Origin of the sequence: Pseudomonas sp. NGC7 (genome assembly GCF_047159675.1) — a bacterium.
In the GTDB taxonomy this organism is placed as follows: domain Bacteria; phylum Pseudomonadota; class Gammaproteobacteria; order Pseudomonadales; family Pseudomonadaceae; genus Aquipseudomonas; species Aquipseudomonas kermanshahensis.
The window spans coordinates 3,402,821-3,420,320 of record NZ_BAAFZY010000001.1; the positions used below are offsets into that span (position 1 = coordinate 3,402,821).

13 protein-coding genes, 1 pseudogene and 1 riboswitch are annotated in these 17,500 nt (G+C 63.6%); of the genes and pseudogenes, 9 read left to right on the plus strand and 5 right to left on the minus strand.

Annotation, left to right across the window (positions count from 1 at the left end):
• Positions 1–9 precede the first annotated feature (9 nt).
• The 5 genes from ACMCNM_RS15245 to asnB are packed head-to-tail and all read left to right on the plus strand — an operon-like array spanning position 10 to position 4,908.
• Complete coding sequence (locus tag ACMCNM_RS15245) at positions 10–417, plus strand: hypothetical protein (protein WP_412764799.1); 408 nt, start codon at positions 10–12, stop codon at positions 415–417.
• Entirely contained in the window at positions 414–698 is a 285-nt protein-coding gene (locus ACMCNM_RS15250) for an acyl carrier protein (RefSeq protein WP_027595408.1), read from the plus strand. Before ACMCNM_RS15245 ends, ACMCNM_RS15250 begins: the two co-directional genes overlap by 4 nt.
• The gene (locus tag ACMCNM_RS15255) at positions 695–1,690 is read left to right on the plus strand and encodes an AMP-binding protein (RefSeq protein ID WP_186681626.1); all 996 of its coding nucleotides are present in this window, start codon (positions 695–697) and stop codon (positions 1,688–1,690) included. Before ACMCNM_RS15250 ends, ACMCNM_RS15255 begins: the two co-directional genes overlap by 4 nt.
• Positions 1,677–3,062, plus strand: coding sequence for an amidase (locus ACMCNM_RS15260; protein WP_412764800.1), 1,386 nt, complete (start codon positions 1,677–1,679; stop codon positions 3,060–3,062). Before ACMCNM_RS15255 ends, ACMCNM_RS15260 begins: the two co-directional genes overlap by 14 nt.
• Positions 3,063–3,072: 10 nt before the next feature.
• Positions 3,073–4,908, plus strand: a complete 1,836-nt coding sequence (gene asnB / locus ACMCNM_RS15265; protein ID WP_412764801.1) for an asparagine synthase (glutamine-hydrolyzing) — start codon at positions 3,073–3,075, stop codon at positions 4,906–4,908.
• Between the two features lie 2 nt (positions 4,909–4,910).
• Here asnB and ACMCNM_RS15270 read toward each other — a convergent pair whose 3' ends face one another.
• Positions 4,911–5,852, minus strand: a complete 942-nt coding sequence (locus ACMCNM_RS15270) for a LysR family transcriptional regulator (protein ID WP_412764802.1) — start codon at positions 5,850–5,852, stop codon at positions 4,911–4,913.
• Positions 5,853–6,044: 192 nt separating this feature from the next.
• Here ACMCNM_RS15270 and ACMCNM_RS15275 point away from each other — a divergent pair.
• Together ACMCNM_RS15275 and ACMCNM_RS15280 are read left to right on the plus strand one after the other, a co-directional pair.
• Positions 6,045–6,689: pseudogene (locus tag ACMCNM_RS15275) on the plus strand (SDR family NAD(P)-dependent oxidoreductase); the annotation flags it as partial.
• A 27-nt stretch (positions 6,690–6,716) separates the two neighbouring features.
• Positions 6,717–7,769: an SMP-30/gluconolactonase/LRE family protein gene (locus ACMCNM_RS15280; RefSeq protein ID WP_412765927.1), complete on the plus strand. Its 1,053-nt coding sequence runs from the start codon at positions 6,717–6,719 to the stop codon at positions 7,767–7,769.
• On the opposite strand, the gene ACMCNM_RS15285 is transcribed toward ACMCNM_RS15280, so the two are convergent.
• The 4 genes from ACMCNM_RS15285 to ACMCNM_RS15300 all read right to left on the minus strand — a co-directional run bounded on the left by ACMCNM_RS15285 (position 7,759) and on the right by ACMCNM_RS15300 (position 15,711).
• Positions 7,759–8,739, minus strand: coding sequence for a site-specific integrase (locus tag ACMCNM_RS15285; RefSeq protein ID WP_218186931.1), 981 nt, complete (start codon positions 8,737–8,739; stop codon positions 7,759–7,761). The genes ACMCNM_RS15280 and ACMCNM_RS15285 overlap by 11 nt on opposite strands.
• A gap of 42 nt (positions 8,740–8,781) precedes the next feature.
• Positions 8,782–11,109 carry a putative bifunctional diguanylate cyclase/phosphodiesterase gene (locus tag ACMCNM_RS15290; RefSeq protein ID WP_412764803.1) on the minus strand — a complete coding sequence of 776 codons (2,328 nt, stop codon included), beginning with the start codon at positions 11,107–11,109 and terminating at the stop codon, positions 8,782–8,784.
• A gap of 80 nt (positions 11,110–11,189) precedes the next feature.
• On the minus strand, positions 11,190–12,176 hold the full coding sequence (locus ACMCNM_RS15295; RefSeq protein WP_186702897.1) for an SCO family protein: 987 nt from the start codon (positions 12,174–12,176) through the stop codon (positions 11,190–11,192).
• A gap of 142 nt (positions 12,177–12,318) precedes the next feature.
• Positions 12,319–15,711, minus strand: a complete 3,393-nt coding sequence (locus ACMCNM_RS15300; protein WP_412764804.1) for an Ig-like domain-containing protein — start codon at positions 15,709–15,711, stop codon at positions 12,319–12,321.
• Between the two features lie 242 nt (positions 15,712–15,953).
• A riboswitch (TPP riboswitch) is annotated at positions 15,954–16,068 on the plus strand.
• A 79-nt stretch (positions 16,069–16,147) separates the two neighbouring features.
• Between ACMCNM_RS15300 and ACMCNM_RS15305 the strand changes: the two genes are divergently transcribed.
• Both ACMCNM_RS15305 and tenA read left to right on the plus strand, forming a co-directional pair.
• On the plus strand, positions 16,148–16,795 hold the full coding sequence (locus ACMCNM_RS15305; RefSeq protein WP_027595398.1) for a TenA family protein: 648 nt from the start codon (positions 16,148–16,150) through the stop codon (positions 16,793–16,795).
• Between the two features lie 2 nt (positions 16,796–16,797).
• Complete coding sequence (tenA, locus tag ACMCNM_RS15310) at positions 16,798–17,457, plus strand: thiaminase II (RefSeq protein WP_186702895.1); 660 nt, start codon at positions 16,798–16,800, stop codon at positions 17,455–17,457.
• Positions 17,458–17,500: the final 43 nt, after the last annotated feature.

The following is a 17,500-nucleotide window of genomic DNA, read 5'->3' on the forward strand; positions in this document are numbered from 1 at the left end:
GGAGCAGGCATGCCAACCATTACTGTTACCTGCGCACCACTGCAGCCCCTCGAGCGCAAGCGCCTGGCCCTGGCGTTCACCCGCCTGCTGAAAGCGCAGGGCGCCGATACCGCGCACTGCATGGTGTTTTTCAATCCGCTGGAACCGGGGTGCGTGTTCAGCGCCGGCATGCCGTTGCCGACCGTGGATGGCAACGGCGTGGCGTTGCAGTTCTACCTGCGCATCACCCTGTCGGTGGCGCGCGACGGGCTGGCCCATGCGGCCTTGGCCGAAGGCCTGCACCGTTGCCTGGTCAGTCACTACCCGAACGCTTTCATCTATTTGCAGTTTGATCCGATCCTGCCAGAACACGTGTTCTACAGCGCGGGAACGGCATTGATCAATGCCCACCATCAACAAGGAAAACCAGGCGCGTGAGCAACCTTTCTATTGAGCAGCAGATTCGTCAGGCACTGGCGCAACTACTCGGCGACGAGGTCAACGCCATCGATAAGCGCGACAGCTTCCGCGATTTTCTAGGCGAACGCTTCGACAGCCTGATGGCCGTCGAAGTCATCACCGCCATTGAAGCCTGTTTCGCCATCGAAGTGGATTACCTGAGTGACGACGTTCGCTACTGGTTTGAAACACTGGAAAAGATGGAGCAGTTCGTCGCCCAGAAACGCGAAGACCAATTGACCCTGCAGGCCACCCCGTGAGCGGCGATCATCTGTTCACCACGTCGGGCTCCACCGGCGCGCCACGCCACTGGCTACGCAGCCACGCGCAGATGGTCGACGAGGCCGCGCTGATTCTCGGCCGCTGGGCGGCTGACGCGACCGAGGTCCTGTCGTTCGCGCCGAGCTGCCACAGCTATGGGATGATCCTGGGCGAGGTCGGTGCGCAATGGCTGAGCGCGCGGTTACAGGCCTGCTCGCTGGAACAGCAGCAGTTACCGCAACTCGATGGCGACGGGCCCTGTGTGATCCTCGCCATTGCCAGCACCTGGCGGCTCTTGCCTGCACTGCTGGCGCGCCTGTCAGCACGGCGTTCAGTACTGGTGGTGCACAGCGCATCGCTGTTGCCACCGGACGCATTGGCCACCGTGCACCGCTTCGCAGGGCCGCAGGTGCGCTTCATCGAGCTGCTGGGTGCCACCGAAACCGGCGCCATGGCCTATCGCGCGCTGGATGCGCAGAGTACCGCAGAGCAACCGTGGACGCTGCTGAGCGATGTCGAGTTGCTGAGCCCGATCGGCGCAGCCGGCCCGCTGGACGTCAGCAGCCCACGCATCGCGCGGGAGCAGGGCGCTGCAACCCCGGCACACCATCATCGTTGCGATGACCTGGTACTGCCATTGGACGCGCGACGCTTTCAATGGCTGGGCCGGGCCAGCAGCCTGATCAAGGTCAACGGGGTTCGGCTCGACCTGGCGCGCCTGGCCAGCGAGTTCGGCCAACGCCTGCAGTGCCCGACCCTGGCCTGCGTGGCGGTGCGCGATGGGTTGCGCGCCGAAGCGTTCGAAGTGCTGTTCAGTTCGCCAACGTTAACCGAACAGGCCGTGCGCGAAGCGCTCAAGCACTGGCCTGCGCACCACCCGCGACCGGTCGCCGTGCGCCGGGTCGCACACCTGCCGCTGTCTGCCACTGGCAAGCCCCAACCGTGGGCCGCCTCATCCACTGTCAAGGACTACACCCATGAGCCACGCTGATACCCAGGGCACCATCGCCCATTACCTGAACCACTGCGGTGCGCCGCTTGCCAGTGGCCGCGAACAGCCCGAATACCTCGGCCTAAGCCTGCGCAAGCGCCTCGAACTGCTGGAACGCAGCCCTGCGCTGGCGGCTGATTGGGCTGCACAGTATGAGGCGTGGCGCGATCACGCCGACAGCCACTATCGCTGCCTGACCAGCACCCGCCCAGCCGAAGCGCCGTGGGTCCGGCTGGGGGTGAAGGACACCGTGGACGTCGCCGGCCTGCCGACCCGCCTGGGGCTGCGCAGCTACCGCCACTACCCGCAACGCAGCGCCGAGGCGCTGAGCCACCTCGACCCGCGAATCACGCTGACCAGCAAGGTGGCGACCACCGAGTTGAACATCGCGTTCGGCGCTGGCTGCCGCAACCCGCATTTCCCGACCATCGACCCGTCGGGTTCCAGTACCGGGTCTGCGGTTTCCGTGGCTGCAGGCCTGTGCGACATCTCGTTGGGTACCGATGTGCTGGGCTCGGTGCGTTGGCCGGCGTCCCACTGTGGCATGGTCGGCCTGCGCATGACCCACAAGGCCGCCAGCCTGGCCGGTGTATTCCCGCTGTCGCCACGCATGGACGCCTTGGGTTGGGTGACTCGCAGCGCCGGCGACCTTGCCCTGCTGCTGCCGATGCTGGGCTTGGGGCCGTTGCTGGGCGATCAGCAGCCGCTCAAGCAGCAGTACCGTGTCGGCGTGCTTGAACACGCGCTCGACCCTGCGCTGACCAGCGCACCAATGCTCGACATGTTGAGCCAGGCCCGTATTGCACTGGCCGACCTGGGCATGGCCCCGCGTGAAGTGGCCATGCCCGACCTGTGGGCCTGCCGTGGCGATGCCTGGCAGCTGTGCGCGCGCGACGCTTGGCTGGCATCTGCGGCCTGGGCGCGGCGCTTCGACTGCGAACTGCATTGGTCAACGCTCAGCGCGCTCAAGGTGGGTGAAGGGGTAAGCGACAGCGACTACTCGCGCATTCATGCCCGCATGGACGCCGTGCGGGCGGGTATCGATGCCTGGTTCGAGGCCGCCCAGGTGGATGTCGTTATTTTCCCGATGGACCCGAACCGGCCCTTCGACCGGCGCAGCCCACAACCAGGTGATTCGACCATTCCGTCTCCGGACGATCACGACTACGCCCAGAAAATCGGTTTCACCCCTCTGGCCAGTTTCAGCGGCCTGCCGGCGATTACCGTGCCGATCGCCCTCAGCGCTGACGGCAAGGCGCCCCTGGCGATACAGATCATGGGCCGACGCGACAGCGAGCAACAGTTGCTGGACATCGCCAAACGTGTGCAGGCGTTGATCGGCCTGCTGCCTACCCGTCGTCTTCAGGTGTAAGGGGCGAACCATGTGCGGAATTACAGGCTGGGTGGACTACACCCGCGACCTCGCGCAACAGCGCCAGGTGCTCGGCGCCATGACCGATACCCTGGCCTTGCGCGGGCCGGATGCCAGCGGCAGCTGGCAGCACCGCAACGCCTTGCTGGGGCATCGGCGCCTGGCCATCATCGACCTGAGCGGTGGCGTGCAGCCCATGACCTACCGCTTCGCCACGGGTGAGGAAGTCGTACTGGTGTACACCGGCGAGGTCTATAACCACCATGCTCTGCGCGAGCGGTTGCGCCAGGCCGGGCATGTGTTTAAAACACGCAGCGACACCGAGGTGGTGCTGCACGCCTACCTGGAGTGGGGCGAGCTGTGCTGCGACCATCTCAATGGCATGTTCGCCTTCGCCGTGTTCGATGGGCGCGATGGCCACTTTCTGCTGGTGCGTGACCGCTTGGGGGTCAAGCCGCTGTACTATGCCCGTCACCAGCAGGGGCTGCTGTTCGGCTCTGAGATCAAGGCGATTCTTGCTCACCCCGAGGTTGCCAGCACCCTGGACGCGGTCGGCTTGGTGGATGCCTTGAGCCTGTCCCGTGGCACCACCCGCACGGCCTTTCGCGGGGTCAGCGAATTGCCGCCGGGGCATCGTTTGTCCTGGCGGTCCCAGGGGCAGGTGAAGATCAGCCGCTACTGGCAGTTGCAACGCCGTGAGCATCAGGACGACCTGACGACCACGGTCGAACACACCCGCGAGCTGCTCGACAATGCCTTGGGCGAGCAGTTGCATGCCGATGTGCCGGTTTGCTCGCTGCTGTCCGGTGGCCTGGACTCGACCCTGCTGACCGCCATGGCACAACAACGGTTAGTGGCCGAGCAGGGCGGGGCGGTGAATTCGTTCTCGGTGGATTTCGTCGGCCAGGCCGAGCAGTTTCAGAGTGATGCGTTTCGCCCCGAACGTGACCAGCCTTATGCCCTGGCGGCGGCCCAGTATATTGGCAGCCGGCACCAGACCATCCTCATCGACAACCGGGAGTTGGTGTCGGACCCGGCCCGCCTGGCGGTGTACCGCGCCAACGACAGCGCGGCCACCTTCGGCGACGTAGACACCTCGTTGTACCTGTTGTTCAAGGCGATCCGAGCGCATTCCACGGTGGCCATCTCCGGTGAGGCGGCAGATGAAGTGTTTGGGGGCTACGCCTGGTTCCGCGACCCGCAGGCCGTGGCCGCAGCGCGCTTCCCTTGGTTGTCGCGCATGCAACTGCTGCAGCCCGAGCTGATCAACCCTGAGTTCAACCGGGCCTGCGATTTTGCCCAGTATCAGGACAGCTGTTATCACCAGGCCCTTGACAGCGTCGAGCATCTGCCAGGGGACACCCCGCAGGAACGGCGCATGCGCGAAATCTGCCACATGCACCTGCAGCGCTGGCTGCCGATTCTGCTCGATCGCAAGGACCGCCTGAGCATGGCCGCGAGCCTCGAGGTGCGGGTGCCGTTCACTGATCATTCACTGGTGGAGTACGTGTACAACGTGCCGTGGTCGATCAAGGGCAAGGATGGCGAGGAAAAATGGTTGCTCAAGCAGGCCGGCGCCGACCGGGTACCGCCTGCGGTGTTGCAACGGCGCAAAAGCCCGTACCCAACGTCGGCGAACCTGGCCTATGAGCGCTTTCTGCGCGAGCGCATTCGGCAGTTGCTGAAGGCGCCAGACAGGCCCGTGTTCCAGGTCATCGACCACGGCCGGCTGGCCGCCGAGTTGCGCCAGCCCGAGGGCTATTTCAACTCGCAACTGCGGCGTAACAACCTGGAGACGGCCCTGGCGCTGGACACCTGGCTACGTGAGTACCGGTTGACGGTGTAGGGCTACAGGATCAGAGGGTTCTGCAGGGTGTCGCTGAAGCGCTTCGGCGCGCCCTGGTCGAGCATGGCGATGAAACTGCCCAGGGCCGGCGAAGCGTTCTGGATGTTCCAGTTCATGTACAGGCCCATGGTTGGGGTGGGCTGGTCCTTGATCGGGCGGATCGGGCGGAATTGCACGCGTTCACGCAGCGTCGAGTAAGCGATCGACTCCGGCACCAGGGCCACGCCGAAGCCACAGGCGACCAGGCCGATCAGGGTGTGGATCTGCGCCGCCTCCTGCACCACCTTGGGGTAGAAACCGGCCGACTCGCACAGGGCGATCAACTGGCTGTGGTAGCCACTGCCCAGGGCTTGCGGGGTGAAGACGAAGTCCTCTTCGGCAAAGTCGCGCAGGTCGACCAGCGGCTGATGGGCCCTGGCGTGGTTGGCGGGCAGGGCCATGATGATCTGCTCGTTGAGCAACAGCCGCGACTCGATGGTATCGGGCGGCATCGGCAGCTTGCGCATGAAACCGATGTCGGCTTCGCCGGCTATCAAGGCCTTGGCCTGCGAGGCTGAGGGCATCTCGCGGATGGTCAGGCGTACATTGGGGTAGACCTCGCGGAACCTGCGCAAGGTCGTGAGCAGCGACTCGTAATACGCAATGGAGATGGCCGTGATGGTCAGCTTGCCGCAGATGCCTTCCGAGACATTGCGCGCGTACTCGATGCCTTGCTCCAGCTCTTTGAGCGTGCGGTAGGCGGTTTCCAGAAAGGCCATGCCAGCGGCAGTCAGCTTGACCCCGCGCTTGTTGCGCAGAAACAGGCTGAAGCCGAGCTTTTCTTCAAGGCGGTTGATCGCTTGGCTCAGGGGCGGCTGCGCCATGTGCAGGCGGATGGCGGCCTTGTGGAAGTGCAGTTCTTCGGCCACGGCGATGAACTGCCTGAGCAAACGTGTCTCGATCATTCTATGTTCCTTCATCGACTTGCCGGGGTGCCTGGCAGGCGCCACCCCTGCAAGGCGGCCATCATAGTGCGTGGCCACCGAGTGACAAAGCCTCGGTGATATCCCTGAGATATCAAAGTTGCATGCTTTTAATATTAAGTCATTGATTTTTTTATTGTTATCGTAAAAAAGGAGAATCGAAGGTGCCCTGCAATGCCAATCACAGACCCATTCAAGAACAAAGTCGCGATCATCACCGGTGCTGCTCAAGGGCTGGGCCTGGCTTACGCCATGGCACTGGCCGAGCGAGGCGCCCGCGTGGTCATCAGCGACCTGGGGACTGACCGGGCAGGCCAGGGCGAGGACCCGTCGGCGCTGGCCCAGGCACTCGCGGCCCTGCAGGCCAAGGGCTACAACGCGATCGCCCATGCCGGGCAACTGGAAGACGAAGGCGCCTGCCAACAATTGATCGAGCTGGCCATTGAGCAGTTTGGCGCACTGGATATCCTCATTCACAATGCAGGCTGGGTCGATTACCAGGGCATCGAAGCGCAGGAAGAAGCCTTTCTTCAGCGCGCGCTGGGCATCAGCGTGCACGCCCCGGTGTGGCTGGCCAAGCATGCCTGGAAGTACCTCAAGCATTCCGCCGCCCCGCGCGTGGTGCTGACCACCTCGGACCGCGCCATGTACCAGCGCTATTCGCAGCCGGGGCTGGTGGCCTATTCAGCCGGCAAGATGGCCCAGGTCGGCATCATGAACGCCTTGAGCATGGAAGGGATGGAGCACGGCATCCTGGTCAATGCCATCTCGCCCGTGGCCAAGACCCGCATGTGGGGCGTGACCCAGGCACCGGAAGAGCTCAAGCCCGAATGGGTCACCCCAGGGTTGTTGTACCTGGCCAGCTCGCTGTGCCGCGACACGGGCTACATCCTGCGTGCCAGCAACGGGCAGTTCACCGCCACCCGTTTCAACGAGAACAGCGGCGTCAGCTACCCACGCGACCTGGCGCGGGTACAGGCGGGCAACTTCAAGGAAGTGGCCGAACGCTGGAGCCGCATCAAGGAATGCCACTACGTACCGGTCAAGGTCGCCAACACCCGCGCCGACCTGGGCGAGAGCCCGGTTTGGGACGCGCGCAGCGGCGCGCTGTACTTCGTCGATATCACCGATGGGCGCATCAATCGGTTGAACCCGGACGGCGAGGTCGAGAGCCTGTATGAGTCGGCCGCACGGATTGGCGCCCTGGCCCTGACCGACCAGGGCAACCTAATCTTCACCGAGGATTCCAGTGTCGCCATTCTGGACGTGAACGCGCGCAAGGTGCGGCAATACTCCGTGCCGGTTCACCCGCGTTCCACCTACCGTTTCAACGATGGTGCCTGCGACCCCCAGGGCCGTTTCGTCAGCGGCCTGATGGACGAAGCCCCAAGTGGCAAGACCGGCGCCTTGTTCCGTTTCGACGCGGAACTGAGCGACCAGGTGATCCACGATGGCATGGCGCTGCCTAACGGGCTGGCCTGGTCGGAAGACGGGCACAGCGTTTACTTCGTCGACTCGGTCGCCCGCGCCATCTACCGCGCCGTGTACCTGCCCGAAGGCCGCTTGACCGAGGTTACGCTGTTTGCCGAAACACCTGCCGAGCTGGGGCGCCCAGATGGCATTGCGCTAGACCGCGAAGGCGGGCTGTGGGTGTGCCAGTTCAATGGCAGTTGCCTGCTGCGTTACGACCGTCACGGCCACCTGACCGACCAGGTGGTGATGCCGGTGACGCGCCCGACCAGTTGCTGCTTTGGCGGTGAAGGGATGACCACCTTGTATATCACCACCGCGCGGTTCGGCATGAACGCGGTAGAGCTGCGGCACTACCCGGATGCCGGCGACCTCTATGCAATTCGCCCGGAAATCGGCGGCATTGCGCGCCACGCCTTCAAGGAATGAGGTTGTGCACCTGGCTGGCCGGTAACACGGCCAGCTCACCAAAGCGTTGCGCCGAGTCGATGTAGCGCAGTGCTGACTTGGCGTCCTTCCAGCCCACGTAGCTCATCAACGACTTCAGTTCCCAACCATTGGCCGTGGCCCACGTGGCGAAACCACGGCGCAGCGAGTGGCCGGTGTATAACGCCGCCGGTACCCCGGCACGCTCCAGCATGCGCCGGAGCAGCCCAACCAGGCTGTTACTGTTGAGCGCCGCGTCGCTGAGGTTGCCCCAGCGGTCGAGCTTGCGAAACACCGGGCCATGGGCGATGCCAGCCACTTCGATCCACTGCAGGTAAGCGCTGACCGGGCACAATGCCTTGAGTGCTGGCGTGCGGTGCTGCACGCCAAGTGCTTCGCGGTCACCCTTGCTGCGAGGCAGGAACAAGGTGATACCGACACCGGCTTCAGCCTGGATATGCTCGACGCGCAGGCGCGCCAGCTCATCCCCCCGAAACCCTCGCCAAAACCCCAGCAACAGCAGCGCCGTGTCGCGACGCGCTCGGCGCAGGGTGGTCAAGTCATGGCATTCGCGTGCCTGGCGGGCTTCGTCCTCGAAGCATTGCACGGCGGTTTGCAGGTGTTGCAGCAACAGCGGTGCAGCCTGTTTTGGCGGTGTCGGGTGCAGGGTGCGAATACCGCGCAGTACCTGGCGCACCAGCGGCGCCTTGGTCGGGTCGGGGAAGCCCTGGCTGATGTGCCATTGGCTGAGGGCCGCGAGGCGTTGACGCAAAGTGCTCACCGCGTGCTGCTCGGCGTGGTCGGCCAGGTAACGGGCCACGCCCTCGGCGGTGGCCGGCAGGAAACCACCCCACTGGGTCTCGAAATGGTCGATGGCAGCCTGGTAACTGCGCCGCGTGTTGTCACGGGTGGCGGCGCGGACGTAGCGCTCGATGTCGGTCATGGTGCAGTAGCCGGTATTCAGTGGTGACACGATAAACCGAATCGGCTTGCCTGTCCTGGCATCCATCCCTCTTTAGTAGACACCTACCTTTTCATCGATGCCGTTGAAGGGTGGGTAATCGAGCAGTTGTGCCGGCGACAGTGGGCGGCTGAAATGATACCCCTGGGCAATGTCGCAACCGGCGAGCTTCAGGCACACCACTTGCTCACGGGTCTCCACACCTTCGGCCACCACCTCCAGGCCGAGGCGGTTGGCCAGGATGATGGTGGAGGAGACGATCGGGCTGTCGTCATGGCTGTTGGACAACGGGGCAATCAGCGAACGGTCGATTTTCAGCTTGCTCAACGGCAGCGAGTGCAGGTGCGCGAACCCTGCATAGCCGCGCCCGAAATCGTCCAGGCTGATGCCCAGGCCCGCTTGGCGCAAGCGCTGCAGGTGCTCGACCGCTGTGCCCTCGGGGTCAAGGATGGTGGTTTCGGTGATTTCCAGCTCCAGACGGTGTGGGGCGATGCCGTATCTTTGCAATTTGTTCAGCAGCCGCGTGCTGAAGCCTGCCTGGCGCAACTGCAGCGCCGAAACATTAACCGCCAGGCGCGCTTCGCGGCCCTGCGCGTGCCAACGGGCGAGCGCCTCACAAGCCAGGCGCAGCACTTCCCAGCCAAGCTCGATGATAAAGCCACTGCGCTCGGCCAGGTCGATGAAGCGGTCTGGGTAAAGCAGGCCGAATTCCGGGTGGTCCCAGCGCACCAGTGCCTCGTAGCCCAGCACCTGGTGGGTATCGAGGCGGATCTGCGGTTGGTAATGCAGGATAAACTGGCGCTCGGCCAACGCCGCGCCAAAGGCTTGCTCGAGGGTGAAGGCATGGATATCGACAAGGTTCAGCGACGGGTCGAAGAAGCGGTACTGGGCACGCCCGGCCTGCTTGGCCGAGTACATCGCGGCATCGGCGCAGCGGATCAGGCTGTCGATGTCCTGGCCATCGCGTGGGCAGATGCTGACGCCGACGCTGGGGCTGGTGTTGACCTCCTGGCCATCCAGCGCATAGGTGGTCGAGAGTTTCTGTACCAGCTCGCGTACCCAGGCGTTGATCTGTTCTTCGCTGCGCTGACCGGCCAGCAGTACCACGAACTCGTCACCACCAAAACGCGAGGCTTCGTCGCCCGGCTCCAACAACCGTTGGATTCGCCCGGCCACGGCTTGCAGCAGCAGGTCGCCGATCTTGTGGCCGAGTGAGTCGTTAATCGACTTGAAACGGTCCATGTCGATGAACAGGATGGCCATCAACCGGCGTTTGCCCCGCTGCCGGGTCAGCGCAAGCCCAGCGACTTCGACGAACTGGCGGCGGTTGTGCAGGCCGCTGAGGTGGTCAGTGGCCGCGGCGTGGCTGCTGCGCCGGTGTTCGTCCTCAAGCCGCTCTATCAGTTGCTGGTTGACCTGCTGTGCGTGCTCCAGGGCGCTGAACGCTTCCTGGCGCTTGCGCAGCAGGCGCAACGTCCACACCAGGCTGGCCAGAATCATCAGGGTCATGCTCAGGTTCAGCCAGAACTGCCGTGAGTAGGCCAAGGCCGTCGGCGCCAGGATTTCTTCGTAGCGTTGGCTGACCACCACGCTAAAGCCTCGCTCGGCCTCGCGCCGGTACAGGCTCTGGTAGGGGCCGCCGGGTGAATACTGCGTGAACGCGCCCGCGTCGGGCCCGGCCTGCGGTAAATCAGGCTCCAGGCTGTCGGCGGCCACGATCACCCCGCTGGAGTCGATGCGCAGGCGTTCGTGGCCATCGTCCTGCAGCAGGCGCATCAGGCCGGTGCTGCCCAGGTCGATGTGCTGGAACAGCACCGCCAGGTAACCGATGTCCAGCTGTACCACCAGGATGTTGTCGATTTCGCGGCCGGGCAAGTCGGTCAGCGGCAATATGAACGGCAGACGCCAGTTGGGCAGGGCGCTAAGCGGGCTTTGCACCTCGATACTGGGCATGAAGGGTTTGAAGCCGTAGCGGGCAACGTGCAATTGCAACTGCCGCAGCCAGTCTTCAGGCAGCGTTGCGGCGTCGTCGGCATGGCTGGCCGACACGAGCCGGCCGTGTCGGTCGTACAGGCTCATGCGTTTGAACAACGGGTCTTCGGCCAGCAACCGGGCCAGGTTGGCGTTGCCCTGGCGCGGGGCCTTCAGGTCGCCTTGGGTGACGCGGCCCACGGCCTGGGCACGGTCGACCAATTGGCGCAGGCTTTGCGCGACGATGCTGGCCAGGTTCAGGTGCTCGGCCGCCTTGGCCGACACTGCATCCTGGCGCGCAGCGGCTTTCTGGGAGAAGTGCAGCCCCCAGAGAAATGCCAGGGTGGCGGCACACAGCATCAGGATCAACAGGCGCAGAAGGCTGGCGGAAGAGAGCGAACGGCGAATCACGACTGATAATCCCGACCCTGGGTGATGCTGAAAACATACGACAGTATGATGACAGGCCGATGACTGATGGCTAAGTGCCTCTAAGGTTTTGCCGTGTCCGCCAAAGGCGTCTGCAAGCGTGTGGTTTCTTCTTCGATGTAGGTCATCAGTGCAGCGACCTCGGCATCGCCCAGCCGCATGTTGGGCATTGCCAGGCGGTTGTATTGCTCGTACAGCAGCATCGCCAGCGGGTCTTTTTGCGCAAGCATCTGATCTGGCTCTTTCAGCCAGCGGCTCAGCCAGCGGGCATCGCGTTGCCGGGTCACGCCTAACAGGTCGGGGCCGATGCCCCGTTGCACGCCTGGCTCGGCGTCGCCCAGGGTATGGCAGGAAGAGCAGCGGGTGCGGAAGATCTGCTCGCCGCTGCTGGGCGAGCGGACTTCCGGCGCATGGGCGTAGTCGTTGGCCATGGCGCTGGCTTGCTTCCAGTTGTGCAAGCTGTTGCCCAGGCGGTCGGCGAGGATGTAGGGGCTCTCGAAGGGCGAGGCTTTCATCCAGCGGCCGGTGGCCTGGTTGCCGATGATCAGGCTCAGGTTGTGGTCTTTGGAGCGACCGTTTTCCAGGCCCTCTATGTACAGGCCCAAGCTTCTGCGCAATTGCTCGATGTCGGCAGGCTCGCCGGTAAGCAAGGTCCAGCCAGGCCCAATGGCGAATTTTTCGGCGTAACGTTTGAGGGTGGCCGGCGTGTCGTTGTAGGGGTCGATGCTGATGGAGTAGAGGAATATGTCCTTGCCGACCCGGTCGCCGAGGATTTTCTGCACCTGGCGCAGGCGCGCGGTTTCCACCGGGCAGGAGTCGGAGCAGCCGGTGAAGATGAAGTTGATGGCGACGACCTTGTCTTTGATCAGGTCATCGAAGAAGTGCACTTTTTCACCGTCCTGGGTCAGCAGGGGGGTATTGGGGAAGTAGTCGGCGCCCCACGGGGTGGCGGTTTCTTGGGGTGGGGCTTGCCGGGGTTGCACGGGCCAGAACGGGATGCTGGCAGCGAACAGCGACAGCACGAGCAGAACACGCCATGAGCCAGTCATGAAGTCGTCCTCCGTAAAAGATCCTACACAAACCGTTGTAGGAGCAGCCTTGCGCTGCGAAAAGGCCAGTGAAAGCACCGAAATTGCATTGTGTTGTCACTGGCCTCTTCGCAGCACAAGGCTGCTCCTACAGCTGATTTGCCTACTTGATGCTGATTGGCGCTGTCACGCTTTGCCCCAGCGTCGACGTCACGGTCGCTGTCGCCGGTGTTGCTGGCCCGTTGCCGGTAGTGGTGGCCGACAACCTCCAACGGGCACCTGTGGTGGCCGCGGTCAGCGTGGCAGCACCCAGGTTCAACGGCCCGCTGGTGGTGGCCACCGTCACGTTGATGGCATTGCCGGTAGCCACCGAGGTGGTGCCCGCCAGCTCCCAGGTGTAGCGATTGCCGCTGCGCACTTGCACCGAGGCACTGCTGACCTGGATGTTGTCGACCGGTACTGCCGGGCTCACCGCGATGCTGACCGCCGCCGGGGCGACCGACTCGGCACCCTTGGCGTCGCGCGCCGAGTAGTTGAAGCTGGCGGTGAGCGGTGTGGCGACGGTGGCCGGTGGGGTGTAGGTCACCGTGGTGCCGTCGGTGCTGGTGGTACCCATGCCCGAATCCGGCTGGCTGAGGCCAATGACGGTCAAGGGCAGGTTGCGCTCGGGGTCGGTGTCATTGGCCAGCACATTGAGCGTGATCGCCTTGCCGGCCATGGTGGCAGCACTGTCGTTAACCGCAACCGGTGGCTTGTTGGTATCGTCGTTATCATTGTGGCCCGACGTGCGGAAGGTCGGCAGGCCTACAGAGGCGACGTATTCCACACCGTCCCAACCCGGCAACGGGGTTGGCATCACCTGGAACTGGCCAGGGTGCTCCAGGTCCCAGCGCAGCAGCATCGACGAGTCTTCGTGCTGGGTGTTGTGGCAGTGCTCCATGTAGGTGCCGGCAAACTCGCGGAAGCGGATGGCCATTTCCACTTCTTCCGACGAATCGGCATCCGGCCCGATGCGATAGACGTCCTTACGCGCCCACTTTTCCCACTCTGGCGGTGCCTTGCCGTCGCGGCTGAGCACGATGCCTTCCTCGAAGTGCACATGCACCGGGTGGCTCCAGCCGTTGCCGCCGTTCTTGATCTTCCACACTTCCAGGGTGCCGTCGCCGCTAAAGCCGCCTTGGGTGGCTTCGCTGGCCAGTTGCGGCGCTGCGTTGATGCGACGTGGGTCCATGCTGTAGCCGAAGCCGCCATCGGTCTTGATGGTCCAAGGGTTGGTGTCGGTGCCGTCTGAACGGCCGAAGATGAACTCGCGATGGCGGGCATCCTTGAGCTTGGCCTGGTCGGCCACAGCGTTGCGGTCGAGGGTCAGCGGGATCATTTTCAGGCCTGCGGCCTTGCCCGGCTTGGCCGGTTCATAAGCGACTGGGTCCATGCTCAGGTCCTGGCCGCTGTAGGGCTGCACCAACAGTTGCAGGAACTTGCCCACCACCGGGTCGCCTTTGTCCCACTGCGGGCCCTTGCTGGTCTGCTTGATGACCGCCTTGTATTTCTCCGACAGCACGTCCGCCAGCGAAATAGCCTGGTTCGGGCCCTTGCCTGACTGGTGTTCCATCAGGTTGACGAAGTACAGCTTGTCGCCTGCCTTGATGCCGTTCTTGGCGAAGTTGATGATGATGTCGTAACGCTCGGCGATGCCTTGCAGCGGCAGAATGCCGTTGTTGTCCTTGAGGTCACCGTCGCCGTTGAGGTCCAGGGTGCCGTCGAATGGCACGGCATGTTCCATGATGTTGCCGTCGTTGGCGATCATGTGGAACGGCACGCGGGCATACGACACGTTGGAGCCGGACGGGCCCTTGAATTCGCCGCTGCTGCCGGCGATTTCACGCACCACGGCAAATTTGAAGTAGCGCGACACCGACCCATTGAGGATGCGGAAACGGTAGCTACGCGCCCGTACTTTCAGCTTGGGCTGGTACTGCCAGTTGACCAGGATCTGGTCGCCAAGGAAGCCGTCGGTATTGAACGGGTTGAACCACAATTGGCCGTTGGCATCCCAGGCCTTGTCGGCGATCACCAGGTTGACGTCATAGTCGCGGTTGCCCCACGGCATGGCCGAACCACTGGGAAAGCGCAGGTTGACGCCATCCTGCAGAGCCTCGTTGCCGCGGTCCAGGGCGCTGTAGTAGTTCATCATCACGGCGTTGCCTTTGTAGACGTTCTGCGCCGTGAAATCCATCATGTGGTCGTGGAACCAGTGGGTACTCATGGTTTCGCGCCAGTCGCCACGAATCTTGATGCTGCCGTTTTCGCAGGTTTTAAGGCCCGGCGAGGCGTCGTTGACGTACAGCGTTTCGCCCGGTGAGCAGGGGAACGCCGCGCGCGGGTCCTGGGCGCGGGTGTTGATGGTGTCGTAACCGGCCAACTGCACCGGCCACCGGTAGTCGTAGTACTGGCCGGGGAAGAAGTAGGCGTTGGCAAAGCCATCGCTTTCGGCCGGGGAGTGGCCGTTGTGCTCGTGGGTCGAGATGGTGTGCAGGCCAAAGCCGCCGTTGGCCGACGGGTCGATCGGCAAGGCGTTGTAATGGCGCATCAAGATCGGCTGACCATAGCGGACCATCAGCAGCTTGGGCGGGAAGGTGCCGTCGAAGGTCCACAACGATTTGTGGTTTTGCAGAGGGAAGCTTGGGTGGAAGCGGGTGTCGATGCCCTTGGTGGTGCCCAACGTGGTGGGGATGTCCGAGGTCTGGTAGTACAGCCCGCCCGGCGCGAACTCGCCGACCGCATAGTTGTGCATTTGCTTGCGGTCACGCAACCCTAGGTTGATGCGTGCGCCAGCTTGGGCGGTCTTGAACGCAGCCTGAGGGTAGAACTCGTTCCAACGCTGATGGGACCAGCCTTTTCCTGGGGGGCGGCCTTCAGCCGGCGAGCCGACCGGGTGGCGGTTGAGAAACATCTCGATCTGCGCCTTCCACGGGTTGCGGTCGAGCACGTTGGAATACTGGGTGGGGAATGGGTATAAGCCTGGTTGTTTGAGGAACGCTTCCAGGGCGGTGCCACTGGGGCCGCTGCGGGCGACCACATTGGGATCTTGTGCGGGGGCCGCGCCCAGGGTCGGTACAGGAAAGGTCAGGTCCGGTGCCGGGATGCTGGGGTCGAGCTTTTCCGGGCCGAACTCTTCGAACAGCAGCAGTTGCTGGGTGAACGGCTGCGCACCGAACAGCGGGCTGGGCTTGCCGTTGGTGGGGTATTTATCAGAGGTTTGCAGGGCGGGCGGCAGTACGTTGTCCTGGCGCACGGTCGAACGGTCACCGTAGGCACCATCGGTGAGCTCCAACGAGCCTTCGTTGGCTTCCGGCATGGTGTACAGGTTGAGCAACGCCGGGTTTGGGTCGTCCGGCTGGTCGGTGTAGGCCGAGGGGTCGGTCGGCGGGGGCTGGCCGACGTCATCGAGGGAAGACGCGATTGCCGGGTTCAGCCCAAGGCTGAGCATCAGCACGGTGACGGCAGACAGTTTGAATGTGTGCCTGGTTGGGTGACTCACGGCAGGTGTTTTCATTGCCTGGTGCCTCGCTCGCGGCGTTATGGCTTGGGGCCATCAATGGCGTTTTGCCTAGTAACGGGGCCTGAGCAACGGCTGTGCCAACAGATGTTGCGGTAATGCTTTGTTAAACAAATCCTTTAAAAACCTGAGTCGCGCTAAATAATGGCGTGTCAGGCTGGGGACCTGTACCCACAAGCGGGTCACCCAAGGCCCAGAGTTTGGGGCGTGACAGCACCTTCCTACCTGCTGTATACCTGTGGGCCACCAAGGGGAGCCCGGCAACGGGCTGAGAAACCGCTGAGCGTTGCAGCGCGGTGACCCTTCGAACCTGATCCGGATCATGCCGGCGAAGGGATGGGACATGAAACCTGCCTTTTTGCCGGCCTCACTGCGAGGCCAGTCCATGCCAGCTTCAACGGTCTCGCTGTCACCCCCTGCAGAGGACAGCATCATGACCGAACGTTTCACGCAAACCCTGCGCCGTCAGAGCGAGCCGACCTGGTCGGCGGCCATCGGGCACCGCTTCGTTAGCCAACTGTGCGACGGCAGCCTGCCGGACCCGATCATGGTCCGCTACCTGGTGCAGGACCACCGCTTTCTCGACAGCTTCCTAACCCTGCTCGGCGCTGCGATCGCCACCGCGGACACCTTCGAGGCACGCCTGCGCTTCGGCCAGTTCGCCGGCATGATCTCCAGCGATGAAAACACCTATTTCCTGCGCGCCTTCGAGGCGCTGGACGTCAGCCCGGCGCAACGCGCAGAGGCCGCAGACACTGCGCCGACCGCAGGCTTCAAGGCGATCATGCGTGAAGCGGCCGCCACCCGCTCGTACGCCGCCGCGTTGGCAGTATTGAATGTCGCCGAAGGGTTGTACCTGGACTGGGCGCTCAAGGCGCCGAAACCCTTGCCTGAACACTTCGTGCATGCCGAATGGATCACCTTGCACGACAACCCGGCGTTCCAGGCGTTCGTCGCCTTCCTGCAGGCCGAACTGGACCGCGTTGGGCCGCAGGAAGCCGAGCTGAGCACCGATTTCTACCTGCGTACCGTGGCCTTGGAGCTGGCCTTCTTCGATGCGGTTTACGAGGGGGAGGCGTGAGCATGGATATTTTCGATCGCCTCAAGGCCGCCACCACGGGCGAGTGGCACCGCTATGTCGAGCATGATTTCGTGCAGCAAATGGGCGAAGGCACGCTGAGCGAGGCGGCGTTTCGGACGTACCTGGTGCAGGACTACCTGTTTCTGATCCAGTTCGCCCGCGCCTGGGCCCTGGCCGCTTACAAGAGCCGCCTGCCGGCCGACATCCGCGCCGCCCAGGCGGGCCTCGCGGCAATTCTCGACGAAACCGAACTGCACCTGCGCCTGTGCGCGCGTTGGGGGCTGACCCAGGCTGATATCCAGGCCGCACCCGAGCACCAGGCCACGGTGGCGTACACCCGCTATGTGCTCGACTGCGGCGCCGCCGGCGATTTGCTGGAGCTGCATGTGGCGTTGGCGCCCTGTGTGATCGGCTATGCGGAAATTGGCCGGACGTTGGCTGAGCGGATTGGTGACCTGAGCGATCACCCTTACCGTGAGTGGATCGCTGAGTATGCCGGGGAAGGGTATCAGCAGGTGGCGGCCAATGCCCGCAAGCACCTGGATGAACTGGCCGCGCGGAGCATGACCGAACAACGCTTCGAGGAGCTGGCAGGGATCTTTGGCCAGGCGTCGAGCCTGGAGGCCGATTTCTGGCAGATGGGGCTGGATGGCGCGAAGTAGGGATCAATGGTCCTCGTTGATCATTGGAAATTCCAGGTAGGAG